Consider the following 20,352-nt stretch of genomic DNA (forward strand, 5'->3'; position numbering starts at 1 on the left):
TAAGCTAAAAACTAATAACTAATAACTAACAACTAAACATATGAAAAAAACTATTTGGGTAAACGAACAAATAGACCCCTCCGGATTAATTTATGCTTGTATTGCTTGCTGTAACGAGTCTCAAGCCAAAGATTGCCACGAGTCTTTTAAAAACGATTTAAGCGATGTACAGCTAGCAGCCGGTTGGATAGCACGAATGAGAACCGTAGAATCTTGGGATGACGTTCCAGTTAACTCACTCAAACTTAATTAATAACTAATAAATAAGTCACAATTTTTTATTGATAATTTTTCATTAATCACTGATAATTAATAGTTGATGATGATTATTTAAAATAATAGTTATCATCTATACAAAGAATCAAAATTTGGAAAAACCCTATTTAATTAGTGAGCTATCCAAAAATTTACCCTTTCAAAAAAGACTATAAAATCAACTTAGTTAGTCAAAGGGGAGAAGAAATCCAAATTTCCATTCATGCCCCGACTCAGTATGTTCGTAAAAACTGTCAGCGAATATTACCAGATTGGAGCAACAAGTTAGGAATGTCAGTAGCGATTGTCTTACAACAATCTCAATTTGCACTTACAGAAAGTTCACCCAGAGTAGAAACAGAAAAACAACGCTTGCGAGCGAAATTCATGAGATTTGCTTGTGATGTCGCCTTTGATTTAAAAGATAAAAATTATTTTAGTGACTTAATAGATCCCCGCACCGGCTATCCGCTTTTATCTCATCCCGGACAAACTCCCCACGATGACACCGCAGTTGTCAAAAAGTTACTTAAATATCCCATGATTTGCAACAAATGTCGTGTATTAATTCATCCTAAATGGGGAACGGCAGTTTACCCAAGCATTCTATTATCAGCAGCACCAAAAATCATCATCGCTCACACAATCAAAACCAACGCTATTTTACACGGTTGGGAAGAAGTTATTTAGTTGTTAGTTGTTAGTGGTTAGTGGTTAGTGGTTAGGGACATCCAAAAATTAAATTACTAGCGGAACAGTATCTAAATATAATACGACTATCAGATTTTTTCCCCCTCTCCCTCCCTCCCTCACTCCCTCCCTCCCTCCCTCTTCTAACCCTTCTTCGGCTTTCGCAACGACTTGGAATCAATAGGGCCAAGTATTCTATTAAGAGCGCGTAATTGTTCCGCCGTTCCCATACTTATCATTACGTCCCCTGTCATTAAAATAGTATCTGCGGTGGGGCCACCAATTAATTCTCCACTAGCGCGACGGATGGCAAGTATTAAAGCTCCAGTTTTTGCTCGCAATCTGGCTTCCCCTAAACTTTGACCGACGAAGGGACAGGATTTGTAATCAATTAAAACTTCTTCCATGTATAATTCTCGGTCTGTTCCCGAAATTATTCCGTCTACGAAATCCATTACTTGGGGTCTTAAAGCAGCAGCCGCCATTCTTCTACCGCCGGTGATATAAGGAGAAATTACAGCATCAGCACCCCCTCGCTGAAGTTTTTGTAATGCTTCCTCCGTACTCGCACGGGCGATCGCTCGAATTCGGGGATTGAGTGTTTTTGCAGATAAAACTATATATAAATTTTCAGCATCCGATGGTAGTGCGGCAACAATACAAGTAGCCTTATCTATCCCGACGCGCATCAGCGTTTCATCTAAAGTTGCATCACCTTGATATATGGTATAACCTTCTTCTTGCGCTGCTCTTACAGTTTCTACTTCCGAATCAACAATTACAAAACGTACCCCTTCAGCTTCAAATTCCTGGGCAATTTGACGACCTGTACGACTAAATCCGCAAATAATATAATGTCTAGATAATGATTCCATTGTTCGCCGCTGCTGCCTGAGTCGAATTCCTTCTTGAAAATATCCTTGAATTACGGCTTCTGTAAATCGATTAACAATATAACCAATGGTAACTATCCCCATTAAAATTAAGGCGATAGTAAATAATCTTCCTCGGCTTCCTAAAGGTCGAGTTTCTCCATAACCAACGGTTGACAAGGTAACAAATGTCATGTAAGTTGCGTCTTCCCACGACCAACCTTCTATAAACCTGTACCATAAAGTTCCCGTCAGCAACACCCCAAGAAGGGATAGTGTTCCAATCATTAATTCTTTCTGGATGCGACGATATTTTTGTTCTAATATCGAAAAAACCGGTTTTCTCATCGCTCTCCAAGCTTACAGAACGTTTGCCAACATAAATAAAACTACAAAGAAAATTACAAATAATCGTAAATACTCTTGTAATACTAATTATTAATTATTTAGTTATCAAGCTCAATAAGTCTTTGATTTTGCGATTACGACACCGAATAATACCATTATTCTCGCTGCTTTGATATTATTCTTTAGGAAAATAATTTAATGTATTCTTTGCCGATGCCGGGAAGAGGGGGAGAGGGGGAGAAAATATTTTTTGTATTTACCATTTCCTTCAAACTGCATAAGTCAATATAAACGAATCCTATATAAAAATATCGAAATCAACAACTGCACAATTTTTCAAGCAGTTTCTATAAGTTGGGCAATATTGATGAAACATTAATTAAGCATGAATTAAATATTTAATTCAAATCGCTATCTCTCATATTCTTCACTTTCTTTATAGTGCTTTAGAAACCTAATTCCTATATTGAAAATTTCGCTCTGAGTTAATATCAAGCCAACAAGCACAACTACTATAATTATTCAGGATTGAAAAATGTTTCTTACTTATCGCGGTTTATCTTACGAACGTAATTCTTCTGCATCGAAAACTGTAGAAACTAATAGATTTGCAATCTATCGCGGCATTGCTTATTGCATTCATCGTTCTATAGTTTTCAAAAATAATCAATTCAGTAGAGTTCTCATGTATGGCGGTATTCCTTATTTTAGAAATTGATTATTCGTGTTCTAGTTTTTTCAAATAGCTTTAATCCAAACAGGGTAAGTAGGAAATAAAGCAGGTAAGACTACAAATATATTTACAGCTATTTGGTCTCAATAATATAACCTTTAGCTTGTCTTGCTTACTTCTGCCTCATGAATAACTGCAATTATAGTTGAATTTTTATTTAGTTCGATTCATCTATGAATTATTAATAAATGTTTCGGCAGATAAAGATTATTTGATTTATAGGCATTTTGTTTTGATTGATGCGCTAGAAGAATTTAAATTAAGTAATTGTAATTCGTGCGGTGAATATCATGGCTAAGAATTCTTTTGCCACACTTAGGGAAGGTTCAACCGGAGATGCTGTAGTTAATTTGCAAGATTGTTTAAAGCTGGTTGGCGTTTACTCTTGCAAAAGTAATGGTGTTTTTGACGAAAGAACTAAAGCTGCTGTCATCAAATTTCAGAAAAATAATGCTATGACTGCTGACGGAATAGTCAGACGCGCTACCATGTCTGCATTAGTAAGATGTTGGTGGTATTAAACGAAGGAAGAGGGAAGACCCGAAGTTGGGTGGAATTTTGATGGGGATTTCAACCCCAACCCATTCACGCGGAGCGTGGGAGGTCTTTTTCACCGTAGGTTACCTCTTAATTCAACCCATATGTTTAGTTAATAGCATTATGAAAGCTTAAAATTTAATATTAGATTATATCATTTTTATATTCACGCATTATTAATAATGCCAGATGCACGAAAGGATGCATCTAACGTACAAATGACATAAAAGCAAATATTTTCTCAAAATTAATTTATAAACTAATGCCAATTTTACTTAAGTAAGTTTATTTCAAGCATCAATTAATACAGATTACTTATAACAGCTAAATTCTAATCATTAACCGCTAACCCCTTAAACACAACATCAATTAGTTCATCTACAAAATTGTCGCTTAAAGGTAAGTGCTTTAACAGCAATCGGTAAAACAAAGGACTATAAAGCGCATCAATTGCCACTTCTGCATCAACATCATCGCGTAATTCTTCCCGCTCTACCCCGCGTTGAAAAATTCGCTTTGCATCTTCCCTTCTCGGTAACAGCCAATTTTCTCGGAAAGCTGCCATTAAATTATCATCAACCTGTCCGCTACCAATAACAGTCGCTAAAATTTCCCCCCTAGAGCTATTCATCAAATTCACAATTTTATTCATCTGCTCGCGAAAGTCTTCTTCTACCGAACCCGTATCGGGAAAAGCAATTTCCGGATTCACTGCCGATAAAAACGCATCCATCGCTAACTGTGCTTTAGTTTTCCAACGTCTGTAAATCGTCGGTTTCCCTACTTCCGCTCTGGCTGCTACTCCTTCAATTGTCAAATCCATAAATCCCACCTCGTCAAGCATCTCATAAGCTGCTTTCAGGATTTTTTTATGAGCCTCTTCACACCGAGGTCTTCCTCTTCCTTGCTTGCTAGGTGTTTTACCTTTTCTTGTTTTAGCTGTTGTCATATTTTTAAATTTAATAAAACGTTACGTAACGATAAAATTTTAAATTATAAATCAAATAATGTCATATAAATAGTCTTATAAGCTGCTACGCATTTAACTTATATATTCGTTTGGCATTGATTAATGGCTACAACTCTTGTCCCTTCTTCCAAGAGTGTTGAATATAGCCCATGTAGATGGGCTTTGTTTGAGTAGCCCCAGCCTTATCGCTGCGGGCAATTTAGCGCAACCTCATACAGAATTGGTCTTACAAATAATTTGAAAAAATGAATTGGAGGTATGTAGGTGGTGGATTTTCGGTAAGGTTTAATTATAAAAGCTTATTTTCACGCTTGTTAATCAGACAGTAATTAATTTTAGAAGATTGCTGATGGTATTTATAATAAGGATATTTACTTATGAGTAAAGTAATAGATTTTACGGTGAAGCGGGATGAAAAAGAGATTCGTAGGTTAATTCAAAAATGGATTGATGTTTGGAATGTGAAGGATAAACCGTTTACGGGAAAGGGTTTTGAAGATATTTTTGCTGCTAAACAAATTTCCTTCGGTGTTGTTTTTAACTTTGAACTTACAACTTTACATAGTTTACAACAATATATAGATACTTTCGTTCCAATAATGGAGAAATTTAGTCATTGGGAAATTAAGGATGAAAATGATTTAAATATTTGTGTCGATAACGGTTTAGGAGTATCTTCATTTTGTTGGTTTGGTTGTGGTAAGTCGAAAGATGGAGAAGAAATTAAGTTAAGCCAAGATGTTATTCATAACTGGGTACGTTTTGATAATGGATGGAGATTGGTAAAGGAACATTTGAGTTTTGGTAAATTCCCGAAATCGTTACTGTAAGCTTAACTTCAAATTATTGAATCAAAATTGTAATGACTGTCATATTCATGTCATTTTCTAGATTCACAATAAAAATATAGAAAATTATTTAAAAGTTTACAAACCCTTTTTAAGAATGGGGTAAGTATAATTTTCTCCACGCAAAAACTGAGTACTGAGTACAGTCTTGGTTTGTTTATGCTGTGAATGATTCTTTACTAAGTACCACTACCAATTAACAAAAATGTCTCAAACTCAAACTATGTTATCAGGTATTGCGACTACTCCCCACGAACGTTATGAAGCTTGGGCTGAATCTTACGATGAGAGGACTAGTAGTTTTAATTGGTCTGCTCCTCAATATTTACTCAAAGCTGTTTTAGGTCATGCTATAGCGAAGGGTAATTTACGGGTACTTGATATTGGTGTGGGAACGGGACAAGCTAGCGTTCCTTATTTGGAGGCTGGAGCTTGTGTGACTGGGATTGATATTTCCCAAAAGATGTTGGAGGAAGCTAAGGCAAAAAATCCGCAGTTTCATGCTTTGATAGAACATGATTTTAATATTCCTTTGAGTCAAGCTGGTTTATTAAAGGAAAGTTTTGATGTTGTTATCAGTTGTGGAGCGCTTCATTTTGCAACTGATTTACAAGAAACCCTTGCACAATTGAGATGGGTAATTGCAAACGGTGGAATTCTTGCTTTTACTTATATTCCCCCTCAAGAAAGAACTTTTAGTAAAGCAACGCAACCTCATAATCCGAATCATGTAGAAAGGATGTTGGAGCAATTTGAGTTTCAAGTGTTGGAACATCAACCATTTTTGGCTTATTACGATAACGGGGATAGCAACGACCCGGTATACTATCAGTTGATTGTGGCTGGTTGTACTAAACAAAAACAGAATTTACCAGAATCGTTAGTTAATATTGACCGCACTGCTTGCGTTGACCGTTCTAAACTGGTTTCTGTTGTCAGTCAACCTTTGATGAAGGGAATTAGTCAAACCCAGTGGAGCGACGACTTAGAAGAGATTCAAAAGCAGAATCAATTTTTAGTTAATACACTGCGATCGCAAGTTGAATCGGGTAAAATTGAACCAAAAAAATTGCCTTTAACTCAAGTCACAGCAGCTTTTTCGCGTCAGAGAATACCCGAAACCGATATTTTAGTATTAATGCCCCATCCCGATGACGAATCAATTTACGCTGGGGGAACAATAGCAGCTTTAACAGCAGCAGGATATAAAGTACGTTTGGTAGTTGCAACCGATGGCAAAGGTGGACGAGGTGCTGTCAATCAAAGAATTTCTGAATTAGATCGTGCTGTAGAAATTTTAGGTATTGAACGAGTTGAAACTTTAGGATTAGATGATTTTGGTAAATATCGTAATTCTGCTCGTACTATTCCGATAACGGCAGCCGATACTCTTTGTGAATGGGGATTGGATAAAACCGCTTCGTTGATTGTCCATCAAATTCGTAAACATCGACCGCGAATTTTATTAACTCTACATCCAGAAGTTGACCCCAACTATTCCTTACACGGACATCATCTTGGACTGGGAGCAGTTGCAGTTGTAGGATATCATCTCGCAGCAGACCCAAAATATATTCTTCCAGATTCTCCTAATTTATTACCTTGGGCAGTTGACGAACATCAGACAATTATTCCAGATATTTCCGAAAACTCTAGCGATCGCGATAGTAGAAATAAAATTCGGAAAATTGAAATCGACAAAGAATTGAAATTAAAAGCAATCCTTGCTCATCAAACACAAGGATATTCCACACAAAGGTTAATTTCATTTCTCAAATCCGATAATCCCCAAAATAACTTTGAAACAATTCAAATCCTTCAAAGACGATGTTGTAGCAATCTAATTACAGCAATTTCTTTAACCTCGGATAGAAAACCTCACCCCTTCCCCTCTCCTTGTCAAGAAGAGGGGTATAATCACCGAAATTGGAATTCCATTTATAATTCAATCCGTCAAAGAAATTATCCCCGACATAAATTAGCAGAATTATTAAAAAAACAAGCAGAAACCTGGGGAAATTCAAAAGAAGTAAAAGCAAATATTGATAAACTCCTAGATTCACAAACCGTAGCAGTAGTCACCGGACAACAAGTCGGAATATTAGGAGGTCCCGTTTACACCCTTTATAAAGCTTTGGGAGCAATTAAATTAGCGAGGGTATTATCAGAGCAAGGTATACCAGCAGTTCCTATATTTTGGATGGCAAGTTACGACCACGATATAGACGAAGTTCAACAGGTCAAAATCTTAAATAAACGTCCCGAAGCAGAAATCCTCAACCTTGATTTAGCTAAAACTAACCGTTCCGTTGGCTCCACAAACTTAGGATTAACAATCGAATCCCTACTAGATGAAATAGAACGTTTACTTGCAAACCTTCCCCACAGCCAAGAAATTTCCAAAGTACTGCGAAATATATATCAACCACAAACTAATTTCGCTAAAGCCTTCGGACGCTGGTTAAACTATCTCACATCTGAATTTGGATTAATTATTCTTGACCCCAATCAACCCGAATTTGCTCAGCTTGCTAAAAATATAATTACTAAAGAATTATTCCACGGTGAAGGAACTCAACTTGCTTTTCAACGCTCCCGACAAATTTTAGCTAATACCGGACAAACCGAAATAATACCAACAAACCGCGACGTTACCCAAGTATTCTTTACAGACAATAACGGTATCAGACAACGGTTAATTAGGGTTGAGGGAGGTTTCCTACTGCAACAGACCAATCTTTTTGTTACTAAAGCCACACTCAAATATCTTTTAGAAAAGCAGCCAGAAAGATTTACGCCGAGTGCATTATTACGTCCCTTATATCAAGATACCGTTTTACCGACAATTGCTTATATAGCCGGTCCCACCGAACAAAAATATTTTACTCAACTACCCGAAGTTTATAAATGGGCAACTATTCCGATACCGGAAGTAGTCGCTAGACCTTCATTTACCGTCATTGATAGCGGTACGGCTAATATATTAAATCAAGCAGGTGGAACAGTTAATTTACTGAACTCAACCGATGCTAGTTCCCAAATCGGAATAGCTGGTTTACCTAAAAATATCCGTCTCGCTTACCAAGAATTAAACCAGCTACAGCAACAAAGCTTTGAATTACTCGAAATCGCAAAAGAAAATCAACCCCTAGGAAATAAACCCCTCAAACTTCAACAAGATATTGAAAACTGGTTAGCAACAACAGCACCAATAATTCAATCTTGGGGTACAAATCGGATATCCAAAGTGTTTAACCATGCTCAAACCGAATTATATTCCTTAATCGGAACAGTTACCCAAGACCTAGAAAGTTCCGGTACACCAGGAAATCCACCCCCCTTGCGGAACAGTTCAAAACTGGCTAAAAAACTGGGTAACTTGCAAAACAACATCCTACGAGAAGGAAGAAGACAAAACACACCCGGAATAGTAGCTTTAGCAAATATTAGTCCCAATAACTCTCCCCAAGAAAGAAATCTTTCAATAGCCGAACTCATAGCCAAACACGGTAAATCAATTATTCCTCATCTGCTACGAATTGCCGAAATTGATAGTCCAAAGAAATTGGTAATTGGGAATTGGGCATAGGGCATGGGGCATTGGTAATAGGTAATGGGTAATTGGTAATTGGAATATTATTTTCTTCCCCCTCTCCCCCCTCTTCCTTTGCGTTCCTCTGCGTAAACCTCAGCGCTCCTTTGCGTTTCAAAAAATATTTTTCCTATCTTCCACCTCTCTTAAAAAATCATGCTCTCCTCACCAACCATCACAAACTATTCCTCAATCACCTCCAACCTTCCATCAGAAAGAATCGCAATTTTATGCTTAGGAGGACTTGGAGGTAGCGGAAAAGTAGCAACCGAACTAGCACAACAACTTACATCAACGGGAAATTCTATATTTTTATTTACCAGCCCCGAAGCTCAATGGGTAAACCAAAACAATTCCGTTAATTACATACCAGTCAACGCACCAAAAACCCCAACCCCCGCAAATTCCCAATGGATTGAACCATTAGCAAACGAAATTATCCACCACATTGAAACCCATAATATCGGCATATTAAACATCCATTACGCCGTCGGATTAATTGAAGCAGCTTTGCTAGCTAAACAAGAATTAGCAACTAAAAATCGAAAATTAAAAGTTTGTTTGACTTTACATGGTAGCGATATTACTAAATTTGCACGCGAACCTCAGTATAAATATAAACTTAAAAAATCTATAGAAAAGTGCGATCGCATTACTGCTGTTTCTCACTGGTTAGCCGACGAAGCAGTGAGACTATTAGAATTAAAAACCCCTCCCACAGTCATTCACAACGCTATCGACTTAAATCTATTCCAACCCTTCCCCAGGTGGAATACAAATCAAAATTATACTTATAACCTTTGTCACGTCTCCAATTTGCGCGATGTCAAACGCCCCTTAGATGCGATCGCAGTATTAGCAAGAGTTCGAGGTGCTGGAATACCCGCTCGATTATTAATGATTGGTGATGGTCCCAACTTAACTACAGCTAAACAACATGCTTTATCCTTGGGAGTATCCGAACACGTTATTTTCTTAGGCTCAGCAACTCCATCAGAACTTGTTCGCTGGTTGAGCATCAGCGATTTACAACTAGTCACCAGCCAATCCGAATCATTTTGTTTAGCAGCACTCGAAGCAATGGCTTGTAGCGTTCCCGTAGTCGGAACCTTTTGCGGTGGATTAGAAGAAGTAATCGGACTATTAGACAAAGATTTACCCGAATTGTTATTATCCGTACCCGGAGACACCGCCGCAATGGCAGCAAAAGTCGTACAGTTATTCAAAAATCCCCAACTTTACCAAAAACTCCGCAATACCCTACCCGAAAAAATCAAACACCGCTTTTCTCGTCAAAATCAATTACAAAATTACAGTAATTTGTTTGCTGCTGTAATTAATTAAAGGTTAAAGGTTAAAGGTCAAAGGTTAGAAGTAATAAATATTTATTTCTCCTCCCCCTACTCATTACTCATTACTCCTTACTCCTTACTCCTTACTCCCTACTCTCTAACATGAAACGACACCCTCCCGACATCCTCGTAATAGCAGCATTATGGCTAATGGTATTAGCTTCAAGCTCTCAAGCAACAATTGTTGCTCCGATTCTTCCTCGTATTGGTGAAGCTTTAAATATCCCTGAAACATTACAGGGAACTTTAGTTACTGGCTATGCAATTGCTTTAAGTACTTTTGCGGTTATCATCGGTCCCATATCCGACCGTTTTGGCAGAAGACCAATACTTTTAGCCGGAACTAGTTTAATGTGTGTCATGCTTGCACTCCACGCATTCGCTAATGATTTTACTTCTTTATTAACCTTCCGCATCGGCGCTGGTGTTTCTGGGGGAGTTTTGACGGGTGTAGCTGTTGCTTATGTGGGAGATTATTTTCCTTACGAGCGACGGGGATGGGCTAATGGATGGGTGATGAGCGGTTTTGCTTTTGGACAAGTGGTAGCTGTTCCGATTGGTACAATTCTTGCAGAGCAATATGGTTTTCGTTCTCCGTTTATATTATTTTCAATTATTGCAGCCATATCTTTTATATTAATTTTGACAGTTATTCCTCAACCAACAGGTAACCGCGAGCGGGAAAGTTTATCTGTAATATATGTCATAAAAAGCTATTTAAAATTACTGAATCAACGTAAAATTTTAAATGCTGGATTAGCTTATGCAACAATGCTTTTTGCAGTATCCAGCTTTGTAGTGTTTTTTCCAACTTGGCTCGAACAAGAATTAAGCATGTCTCCCTCTGCAACAGCAACTTTATTCATCGTCGGAGGATTGGCAAATATTCTTATTGGACCACAAGCTGGACGCTGGTCTGATAAAGTAGGTCGTAAACCGATGATTCTCGCTTCTTGTCTGCTATCAGCGGCTGTATTTACGATAACTCCTTTTATAGTTTCCGATACCATCACTGCTTATACGGTATTCTTCTTAGTCATGATGCTGCTGGCATTACGTTTAAGTCCACTACAAGCTTTATTAACTACCCTCGTACCAGATAATCAACGCGGTTCTTTGATGAGCTTGGTTGTAGCTATCGGACAGTTAGGAGGAGGGCTCGGTGGTGCGATCGCAGGAATCGCTTACGCTCAATTTAGTTTTCTTGGTAATGCAATACTCGCTGCAATTTCTATTACTGCTACCGGGTTGATTGTTTGGTGGGGTTTATCGGAACCAGTTAAGTTACCAGAAACTACTCCTTTCCCAGTAGAAGATTTCCTAAATCATGAGGGAGAGAGTGAGGGAGTGAGGGAGAAATTTTAATAGGAAATCTTAGAGCGGAATGGGAGTAAAAAATATGAATAAAATTAGACGGGCAAGGATGCCCGTCCGACTCATTGTAAATTTTGCTAGGAAAACACCAAAAATAAGTTCTCCAATATCTGGAAGAAAATCCGATTAATTAGAATATATCGGCAGCTTCAAAGGCAAGACTAGCAAAGGATACTTGATTATTACTATTCCATTGGCTAGCATTCCAGTCAATTTTATTGGTATTAAAACCAGTAGGGATATCTTGATTAGTAACGTTATCAATTAGTACAAGTCCTATATTCTCAAAGCGGTCAACCCGCTCAACTTCTTTACCCGCAACAAACCAGTCTTTAAGAATAAGAGCATCATCAGAATTGCCGTTGTAGGAAACTTTCAAATCATTGTTATCCTTACTGAAACTGAGATTCAAACCACCGAACAGCAATCTATCTTCGCTGCTATCATCCCCTTCATTATTAATTGTTGTATCACCAGATTGGGTTAAGCCGTCAAAGAGATATTTATCATTCCCTTCTCCACCACTGAAGGTATTATTTTCCCCTCCAGCAAAGAGCCAGTCATCCCCGGCACCAGCATCTAAGGTATTACCACCTTGAACAATGGGATTACCATTTTTGTCTTTCTTACCAGGTTGGTAGCTGACTCCAATTAAGAAGTCCTTGTCATCTCCACCTCTAATGGTGTTTTTGTATCCCAATCCTAGCAAAATATCTACTCCATTACCCCCATCAATGGTGTTTTTTCTTCCCGCAGCGATGAGCGTATCATTATCGTTATTTCCATATACTACGTTAGACGAACCAGCAGTGAAAACTAGATCGTCTCCATCACCACCTTTAACAATGTTGGTTTTACCACCACTCAATACTAAATCCTTACCTTCGCCACCAGTAATGGTGTTTGTATTCCCTCCACTGACGAGAATATCATCTCCCCTGTCACCACTAATGAGATTAAGTTTACCTCCAGCAAATATGAGGTCGCCGTTGTCTTCTAGGAATTTAAACTGAAACCTTTGAGGTAGATTAAAGCTGATATCTGGTAGTGTAAAGTTGAGTGAAGGAAGAGAAAGGCTTGGCAGAGCAATTGAAGGAATATTTAAGCCAGGAAGATCGGGAAGATTTATATCGGGAATTAAAGCGGAAATGTCAGGAAGGTTGGGAAGTCCAATGCTAGGTAGATTAAAGTTTGGTAAGCTGGGAAAACTAAAGTCACCAAAATCAGGTAGGTGGAAGTCAAAGTCAAAATCAAAGCTGAGGTCAGGTAAAAGACTATCAATACTAACACTAATGTCACTGAGGCTGAAATCGGAAATATAGTCGCCAAAGACAAAGTTGTGAAGACCTCCTACAACCGCAATATCTTGTCCCAAGCCGCCCACAACAGCATTTTTCATACCCAGTGTCACCAGGGTATCATTACCAGAGACAGGGGCAGTAGCAATATCTGCGGCTGACTTAATAGCATCACTGAGTTTGAAGTCTGTAACTTTGTCAAGTACTGCATCGGCTCCAGCACTCAATACTTCACCAGTTTGGAAGACGGCAGAAATACTCTCAGCAATGATGGGGTCGAGTGAGTCACCAAAAGCAATGTTTCCTTTACCTAGAGCGATGACAATATCGTCATTTCCACCGGCAATCATGGCATTTACCATACCCACAGCACCGATGGTATCTTTGCTATCTCCCCAAGAGGTGATGATGTTTTGAGACGAACCACCAGTTATGGTTGATGTACCGTCTCCTATTTTGGTAATCAGATTTCCTGCACCTAAAGCCATTAAAGTATCATTCCCATAGCCTACTTTGGTGAGAATGTTAAAAGCTCCATGAGCAACCATAGTGCTGTCGCCATTAGCAAGTTTGGCGAAGACATTTAGACCAGCACCACCAGTTATACCTTCCGTACCATCACCAGTTTTAATGAAGACATTACCACCACCTAAACCTGTCATACTTTCGTAATAGCCACCAGAACTATGGATAACATTGGCAAACCCTGCAACCGTTACATTATCGGTTCCGGAACCAGCTAAAACAACATTTGCACCACCATAGGAGTTAATAGTATCATCACCAGTTCCACCGTTAACAAAATTCACCCCACCATAGGCATCAATAGAATCATTACCAGAGTCGCCATAAATGAAACTTGCACCACTGTAGGAATTGATATCATCATTACCAGAACCACCGTGAAGAGAAACAGCGATCGCATAGGCATTCATGGTATCATTACCGCCTTCCCCATAAGCAACACCACCACCAACCATATTAATGGTGTGTCCTGTGCTATTACTCTTTTTGTAGGGAGAAGGAATGTATTCCAAGTAGTATTTTAACCACCAGTCACCAAGTAAATCACCAATTCCTTCTGCAACTGTTTTGGCTGCATCCTCAGTAAAATCGGCTATATCCCCAGCAATTCCTTCAAACGTATCAGCAACATCAGTAGCAGCATCTACAACCGCATTACCAAGACTGTTAAATGCACCAGTGATATTACCAAAAAATCCGCTTTTCCACCAGCTACTGTGGGGCTTTTCCCATACAGTAGGCAGCTTTTGAATAATGAAGCCATCTTTGCCATCACCATCGAAATCTCCAGTGATAACATTGCTACCAGCATAATAATAGGGATGATTGCCACTAGGACCACGCAAAACATAGTAGCCCCTCATGTCATTGGCTTGGAGCAAATTACCTTGACTGGTGAATGTGCCATCTCCATTGGAAATCAAAACTTGGGCACTGTTTATTTCATCAGAACCTGCACCACCTTCTTCTCGACGAATAAAATCATCACGACCATCTCCATTAAAATCTAGTACGGAGATAGTTGCAGCACCTCTTCCCCATAATCCTAGGCTGCTACCAATATCCCTGGTGTAAGTAAAATTGCCATCCCCATTGGAAAGATAAACTACAGCATCATTGATACCATTTGCCCCACGTTTTTTATAGCGAATAAAATCATCTTTTCGATCTCCATTGAAATCTCCAACCACAATTTCAGCTTCATGCCCAAGTAAATAAAGACCACTGATATCGCTAGTGTAAGTAAAATTGCCATCTCCATTGGAAAGATAAACTACAGCATCATTACTTCTATCACCGTGTTGTTCTTGGCGAATGAAGTCATCTTTGCCATCTCCGTTAAAATCACCCACCACGATATCAGTTACATGTCCAGGTAAATGAAGACCACTGATATTACTTTGATAACGAAATGTACCGTCGCCATTAGATAACATGACAACAGTGTAATTGGCTCCATTTTTAGCCTGCCGAATAATGTCATCACGACCATCCCCATCAAAATCTCCAATCAGGAGATCGTAAACATCGAAGCGAAATCCAATATCTAAGATTCCTTTTTTACTGAAAGTTCCATCTCCATTAGCAAGATGAACCTCTGGATGATAGCCTGTACGGATTATGTCATCAATACCATCGCCATTAAAATCACCGGACACCATAGAATGGGTAGGAGTCACATTGAATCTGGCATGATCCCATGAACTCACCTGAATTAATTGATGGGCATTTCCTAGGGGTTCAGTTAAATCAATACCTGTGAATAGAGAGCCACCATCGTAAAGTTTCACCCCAAGTTTCGTGGGATTTTTAGCTAAAACTAAATTATGGTTGTTAACACTAACATCTTCAGCAGAGTTGTTGTCAAAATTCCAATATCCTAATAAATTACTTTCATTTCCTTGCAGAGATTTATACATAGTTTGCTGAATCTCTGCTTGGGTCTTAGCTTTATTCCAGACACGAACTTCATCAATATCTCCGCGAAAATATTTACTATTGGAATGGGGGGCATAACCTATATGAAGATGGTTATTGTAGGTTATTGGTGATGCTCCTCCCGTTCCTACTCCAACAAATTGACCATTAACATATAACCTTTGCTGATTCAAACTACCATCAATGACATGGGCGACATGATGCCAATTTCCATCTGCTAAATTTTGTCCATGAGCAGTAACATAATTTAGAGAATCATTGAAGTTATTGGCATGGAGAATACCATTTTGTAAAAAGATAGCTCTATCTGGGTTCGCAGAACCAATAATGGAGAAAATACCTGCATTGGGGTCAGTTGTGCGGAACCATAGTTCATGGGTGACGTTAGTTGCTGGTTCACTAAGAATTGTATGAGCAGATTCATAAAAGTTTGTCCCCACATTCAAAGACAGGGTATGGTTCATATGCCCTGAAGGTGGTTCCACCACAACATCATTCACATCAATATCCACATAAAGGTTATCAAGTGACTGATTAACATCCGTTGTTTGAACTTTAAGCTGGTGGAATTTATCTGCCTCGTAGTCTAGAAAATTGTAATTAGCAACTTTTATTTCTCCAGTATGCCGATTAATAGCAAAAATACCTTGCTCATTACCAGCCAGGATTTTATACTTATTGATTCCTGATGTTGCAATTGTACCAACTACAGAGCCATTGATACTATTTTCATTGATATTAAAACGGTGTCTACCTAACATTTGGCTAACTTCGGCAGATTCTTTTATTAAATAGCCTAGCTGAACTTCACCAACACCATGTTGAACTAAACCCCATCTCTGTCCTCCAAAATTAATGCCTGTAGATGAGTGAACATCAATGCTTGCCAGTTCGCCATTATTAAAAACATTAGCTAAATCATCTTTCCCATCATCATTAAAGTCACCAGTAATCCATTTTTGAGCATCCCAAAACCCCCCTTGTTGATTCGCCCAGTGCTGTATTCCAAAGTTACTACCACTGGATAAATGAACATCAATATTAGCTCCACCAGCATTGTTAAAAACTTTAGCTAAATCGTCTTTACCATCCCCATTGAAGTCTCCACTAACCCACTTTTGACTATCCCAAAATCCCCCTTGCTGATATGCCCAGTGCTGTATTCCAAAGTTACTACCACTGGATAAATGAACATCAATATTAGCTCCACCAGCATTATTAAAAACATTAGCTAAATCATCTTTACCATCACCATTGAAGTCACCACTAATCCACTTTTGAGCATCCCAAAATCCACCTTGGGCTGCTGCCCAGTGTTGCATCGCGAAGCTACCACCATTGGAGATATGGGTATCAATGTAGGCTAAACCACCAACACCAAAAGCTTTAGCTAAATCGTCTTTACCATCCCCATTGAAGTCGCCACTAACCCACTTTTGAGCATCCCAAAATCCACCTTGCTGAGTAGCCCATTTGTGGATACCAAAACTATTACCATTGGATAAATGAACATCAAGACTAGCTAAACCACGGTCATTAAAAGCTTTAGCTAAATCGTCTTTACCATCACCATTGAAGTCACCAATAACCCACTGCTGTTCATCCCAATATCCACCTTGCTGAGTCGCCCATCTGTGCATCACAAATTTGTCACCACGGGATAGGAAAACATCAATACTAGCTTGTCCAGCATCATTGAAAATTCTCGCTAGGTCATCTTTTCCATCTCCGTTAAAATCCCCTTGCAAAAACTTAACTTGCTCCAGAGTTGGAATTGTTGTGGTGGTGACAGGGGAGCCTGAATAGCTATTAGCGAATAGAACAGAACCGCTTAAAGCAGTACCATTTTTGAATAAATTTTTATTAGCATTGAAAGTAATGCGATCGCCGTTTGATAAACCTGGGTTATTTATCGCACCATCTTCAATCAGGAAAAAACCGAGTTTTACCGCTCCTACGGGTAATTCTTCCTTTTTTATAGATATACTTTGTCGGTTACTCTCGTTGGTGACATCAGCATAGACAATTCTGCCTTCAATATAGTTACCATAAGCATCTAAAAAGTAGTAACCCAAAGAAGCACGCCTTCTAGCACCTGCTGTGAGTTTATCTGGATCGATAATTATATCTTCGGTAACACCAACCTGAAAAAGACCATCACTATCAGGAGTTAATAATTTCATATTAAAATAATTTTTATAGGAATGAAAACAATTTAATTATGCTAACTTTTTAAATTAACGTCAATTCAAAGGTTGTTTAGATTGTATGTTGACAAAAACAGTACTTTGCGACAATTAATATTTAACAATATAGAATCTTTAAATTGCTTATGTGAAATTACTTATTATTGTTTTGGCGTACAAACAAAACTAATTTTTTTTTATAGCAATCCTATATGAGTGGTGAGAAAGATAGGTGCGAGAAACCCGGTTTTTTGGAAAAACCGGGTTTCTCAGATCTCACAAATGATTTAGGAATGCTATATATATTTATTGGTTGAGATGTTTTCGAGTTACCCCACCATAAGCCATTTGAGTGTAATTGTTCCGTTACCGGAACAGTTGCACGCTCAACCGGAATAATCCTAAAGCCTTATTACTAATTAATGCGTAATCGTTCTAATAACTGGTCGGAAAAACCGCCCGAGACATAAAGTCTTGGGTGTAAAAGTAGTTGGCAGTTTTTCCTTTATATTGCCGGATTTTTACAGGTCAAAACTTATCAGCTATTTGGATGCAATATCTAACAGCTTACGGAGCTTTGAATTATTACGGTCAGATGAAGGCTGGGAATTATGTGGTAATTACAGCAGCTAGTAGTAGTGTGGGTTACTCCGCAATTGAGCTTTTTATTTATCCGAATACCTGAAAGTAGTTCTTTTTAATATTGCAAAAATTTACAGATTTTGCTGTTTAAAAAGCAGATTGAAAATAATGCCCTAAACTACGACCAAGAAAAGCATAAGTCAAATGATTCAAAGGTACTAACAATGACCAAAAAATTAATGCAGGCTGCTTATTATGAAAAACAAGGAGCAGCAAAAAATGTAATTCAATATCAACAAATGCCAATACCACAACCCGGTGCTGGTGAAGTGCGAGTTAAAATCCATGCTTCCGGTGTCAATCCATCGGATACGAAATCCCGTGCTGGTTGGGGTGGTATTGAGAAGAAATTTGAAAGAGTTATTCCCCATCAAGATGGTGCAGGGGTAATTGAAAGCGTTGGTGAAAACGTCGATAAATCTCGTGTTGGTGAACGAGTTTGGATTTTTGAGGGGCAATTAGGAAGAGCTTTCGGTACGGGTGCGGAATATATTGTCATACCTAGTGAAAAAGCGATTATCCTACCAGATAATACCAGCTTCGCCGAAGGTGCTTGTTTAGGTGTTCCTGCAATGACCGCTCATCGTACTATTTTCGCAGATGGTGCTGTTGAAGGGCAAACGATATTAGTAACTGGGGGAGCCGGAGCGGTAGGAAACTATGCCATACAGTGGGGAAAATATGGTGGTGCTACCGTAATTACCACCGTCAGCAGTCCTGAAAAAGCCAAAATAGCCGAAGTTGCCGGTGCAGATTACATCATTAACTATAAAACAGAAGATGTAGTTAAAAGAATTCAAGAAATTACTGGTAAAAAGCGGGGAATCAATCGTATTGTTGATGTTGATTTTAGTCAGAATATAAATGTAGCCGATGCAGTTTTGCGTACTAACGGTGGAGTAGCGATGTATTCAGCCAATCCAGATGATGCTCCTGCTTTACCAATTTTGTCGTTAATGCTGAGGAATATTGTTATTCGTACAATATTGGTTTATACAATGCCGCAAGATGCAAAAGAAGCAGCGATTAAGGATATTACAGCTGCATTAAAAGCCGGTAAATTGCATCATAATATTGCTCAACTATTTTCCTTAACTGAATTAGCATCCGCTCACGAAGCTCAAGATAGCGGCAAGATGATTGGTAAAGCAATTGTAGAAATTTCTTAATTACTTCTTTATCAATCTCAGATCGCTAATATCTCTCCCTACCTCTTACCTCTGCGCTCTCTGCGGTTATTTACTCCTAATCTTCTATACAAACAAAACCATGAGCCCAACAAAATCAATTTCTCAAACATTTACAATAGCCAACGATTTAACAGTAAACCGTATTGGTTACGGAGCAATGCGACTTACCGGAAAACCGGGAAATTTCGGTCCTTATGCAGATTGGGAAGCCGGAGAAAAACTTTTACAACGTGCGGTGGAATTAGGTGTAAACTTTATCGACACAGCAGAAGCTTACGGTCCCGGTTACAACGAAGAAATCATTGCTTCAGCTTTATACCCTTACAAAGAAGGAATCGCGATCGCAACAAAAGGAGGGATAAATAAACCCGCTCCCGATAACATTAAAGCCGATGGAAGTCCGGAATTTCTCCGTCGTGGTGTTGAAGGAAGTTTGAAAAGATTGAAATTAGAACAAATCGATTTATATCAATTGCATCGTCCAGATTCTAAAGTACCGTTTTCCGAATCAATCGGTGCATTAGCAGAATTGAAGCAAGAAGGAAAAATTCGTCATATTGGTATATCTAACGTAAATTTAGAACAAATTAAAGAAGCCAGAAATATTGTTGAAATTGCTTCAGTACAGAATCGGTTTAGCATTACCAACCGAGAGAAGGAAGACACATTAAATTACTGTTCCGATAACGGAATAGCCTTTCTTCCCTACGGCTCCTTAGATGCTCATCCTTTGAAACAAGGGGCACCTATTGCCAATGCAAAAGGTATTATTGCCGATATTGCTCGGAAATATCAAGTTAAACCCAATCAAATAGCTTTAGCTTGGTTATTGCATCGCTACCCTAACGTTATTTTGATTCCGGGGACAACAACTATTGCTCATGTTGAAGAGAATATTAAAGCAGGGGAAATTCAATTGACGGATGATGAAATGAAAGCTTTGAATGCGATGTGAATTTGATAATTGAATTTATCGTGGTAATTTATAACCACAATAAATTC

13 protein-coding genes are annotated in these 20,352 nt (G+C 38.5%); 10 read left to right on the plus strand and 3 right to left on the minus strand.

The genetic code is table 11. The annotated features are described in order from the left end of the window. Positions 1 to 40 precede the first annotated feature (40 nt). Together RIV7116_RS23325 and RIV7116_RS23330 are read left to right on the plus strand one after the other, a co-directional pair. Positions 41 to 253: a hypothetical protein gene (locus tag RIV7116_RS23325; protein ID WP_015120786.1), complete on the plus strand. Its 213-nt coding sequence runs from the start codon at positions 41 to 43 to the stop codon at positions 251 to 253. A gap of 137 nt (positions 254 to 390) precedes the next feature. Then, positions 391 to 945, plus strand: coding sequence for a methylmalonic aciduria and homocystinuria type D protein (locus tag RIV7116_RS23330; RefSeq protein ID WP_015120787.1), 555 nt, complete (start codon positions 391 to 393; stop codon positions 943 to 945). Between the two features lie 143 nt (positions 946 to 1,088). On the opposite strand, the gene RIV7116_RS23335 is transcribed toward RIV7116_RS23330, so the two are convergent. Beyond that, positions 1,089 to 2,165 carry a TrkA family potassium uptake protein gene (locus tag RIV7116_RS23335; protein WP_015120788.1) on the minus strand — a complete coding sequence of 359 codons (1,077 nt, stop codon included), beginning with the start codon at positions 2,163 to 2,165 and terminating at the stop codon, positions 1,089 to 1,091. A 535-nt stretch (positions 2,166 to 2,700) separates the two neighbouring features. Here RIV7116_RS23335 and RIV7116_RS23340 point away from each other — a divergent pair. Both RIV7116_RS23340 and RIV7116_RS23345 read left to right on the plus strand, forming a co-directional pair. Next, positions 2,701 to 2,883, plus strand: a complete 183-nt coding sequence (locus tag RIV7116_RS23340; RefSeq protein WP_015120789.1) for a DUF4278 domain-containing protein — start codon at positions 2,701 to 2,703, stop codon at positions 2,881 to 2,883. Between the two features lie 305 nt (positions 2,884 to 3,188). Then, positions 3,189 to 3,419 (plus strand): peptidoglycan-binding protein, encoded by a 231-nt coding sequence (locus RIV7116_RS23345; RefSeq protein WP_015120790.1) that lies wholly within the window; start codon positions 3,189 to 3,191, stop codon positions 3,417 to 3,419. Between the two features lie 347 nt (positions 3,420 to 3,766). Here RIV7116_RS23345 and RIV7116_RS23350 read toward each other — a convergent pair whose 3' ends face one another. After that, positions 3,767 to 4,384: a TetR/AcrR family transcriptional regulator gene (locus RIV7116_RS23350; RefSeq protein ID WP_015120791.1), complete on the minus strand. Its 618-nt coding sequence runs from the start codon at positions 4,382 to 4,384 to the stop codon at positions 3,767 to 3,769. A gap of 398 nt (positions 4,385 to 4,782) precedes the next feature. On the opposite strand from RIV7116_RS23350, the gene RIV7116_RS23355 reads away from it, so the two are divergent. From RIV7116_RS23355 to RIV7116_RS23370, 4 genes are all read left to right on the plus strand, one after another. Continuing rightward, the gene (locus RIV7116_RS23355) at positions 4,783 to 5,235 is read left to right on the plus strand and encodes a hypothetical protein (protein ID WP_015120792.1); all 453 of its coding nucleotides are present in this window, start codon (positions 4,783 to 4,785) and stop codon (positions 5,233 to 5,235) included. Positions 5,236 to 5,458: 223 nt separating this feature from the next. Continuing rightward, positions 5,459 to 8,842 (plus strand): bacillithiol biosynthesis cysteine-adding enzyme BshC, encoded by a 3,384-nt coding sequence (gene bshC / locus RIV7116_RS23360; RefSeq protein ID WP_015120793.1) that lies wholly within the window; start codon positions 5,459 to 5,461, stop codon positions 8,840 to 8,842. A 159-nt stretch (positions 8,843 to 9,001) separates the two neighbouring features. Beyond that, positions 9,002 to 10,189, plus strand: a complete 1,188-nt coding sequence (gene bshA / locus RIV7116_RS23365) for an N-acetyl-alpha-D-glucosaminyl L-malate synthase BshA (protein WP_015120794.1) — start codon at positions 9,002 to 9,004, stop codon at positions 10,187 to 10,189. Positions 10,190 to 10,299: 110 nt separating this feature from the next. Further along, positions 10,300 to 11,562 carry an MFS transporter gene (locus tag RIV7116_RS23370; protein WP_015120795.1) on the plus strand — a complete coding sequence of 421 codons (1,263 nt, stop codon included), beginning with the start codon at positions 10,300 to 10,302 and terminating at the stop codon, positions 11,560 to 11,562. A gap of 139 nt (positions 11,563 to 11,701) precedes the next feature. Here RIV7116_RS23370 and RIV7116_RS23375 read toward each other — a convergent pair whose 3' ends face one another. Next, complete coding sequence (locus tag RIV7116_RS23375) at positions 11,702 to 17,515, minus strand: FG-GAP-like repeat-containing protein (RefSeq protein WP_015120796.1); 5,814 nt, start codon at positions 17,513 to 17,515, stop codon at positions 11,702 to 11,704. Positions 17,516 to 18,324: 809 nt separating this feature from the next. Here RIV7116_RS23375 and RIV7116_RS23385 point away from each other — a divergent pair. Next, the gene (locus RIV7116_RS23385) at positions 18,325 to 19,329 is read left to right on the plus strand and encodes an NADPH:quinone reductase (RefSeq protein WP_015120798.1); all 1,005 of its coding nucleotides are present in this window, start codon (positions 18,325 to 18,327) and stop codon (positions 19,327 to 19,329) included. A 100-nt stretch (positions 19,330 to 19,429) separates the two neighbouring features. Further along, positions 19,430 to 20,305, plus strand: a complete 876-nt coding sequence (locus RIV7116_RS23390) for an aldo/keto reductase (RefSeq protein ID WP_015120799.1) — start codon at positions 19,430 to 19,432, stop codon at positions 20,303 to 20,305. The last annotated feature ends 47 nt before the right edge of the window (positions 20,306 to 20,352 follow it).

Source organism: Rivularia sp. PCC 7116 (genome assembly GCF_000316665.1).
GTDB lineage: Bacteria > Cyanobacteriota > Cyanobacteriia > Cyanobacteriales > Nostocaceae > Rivularia.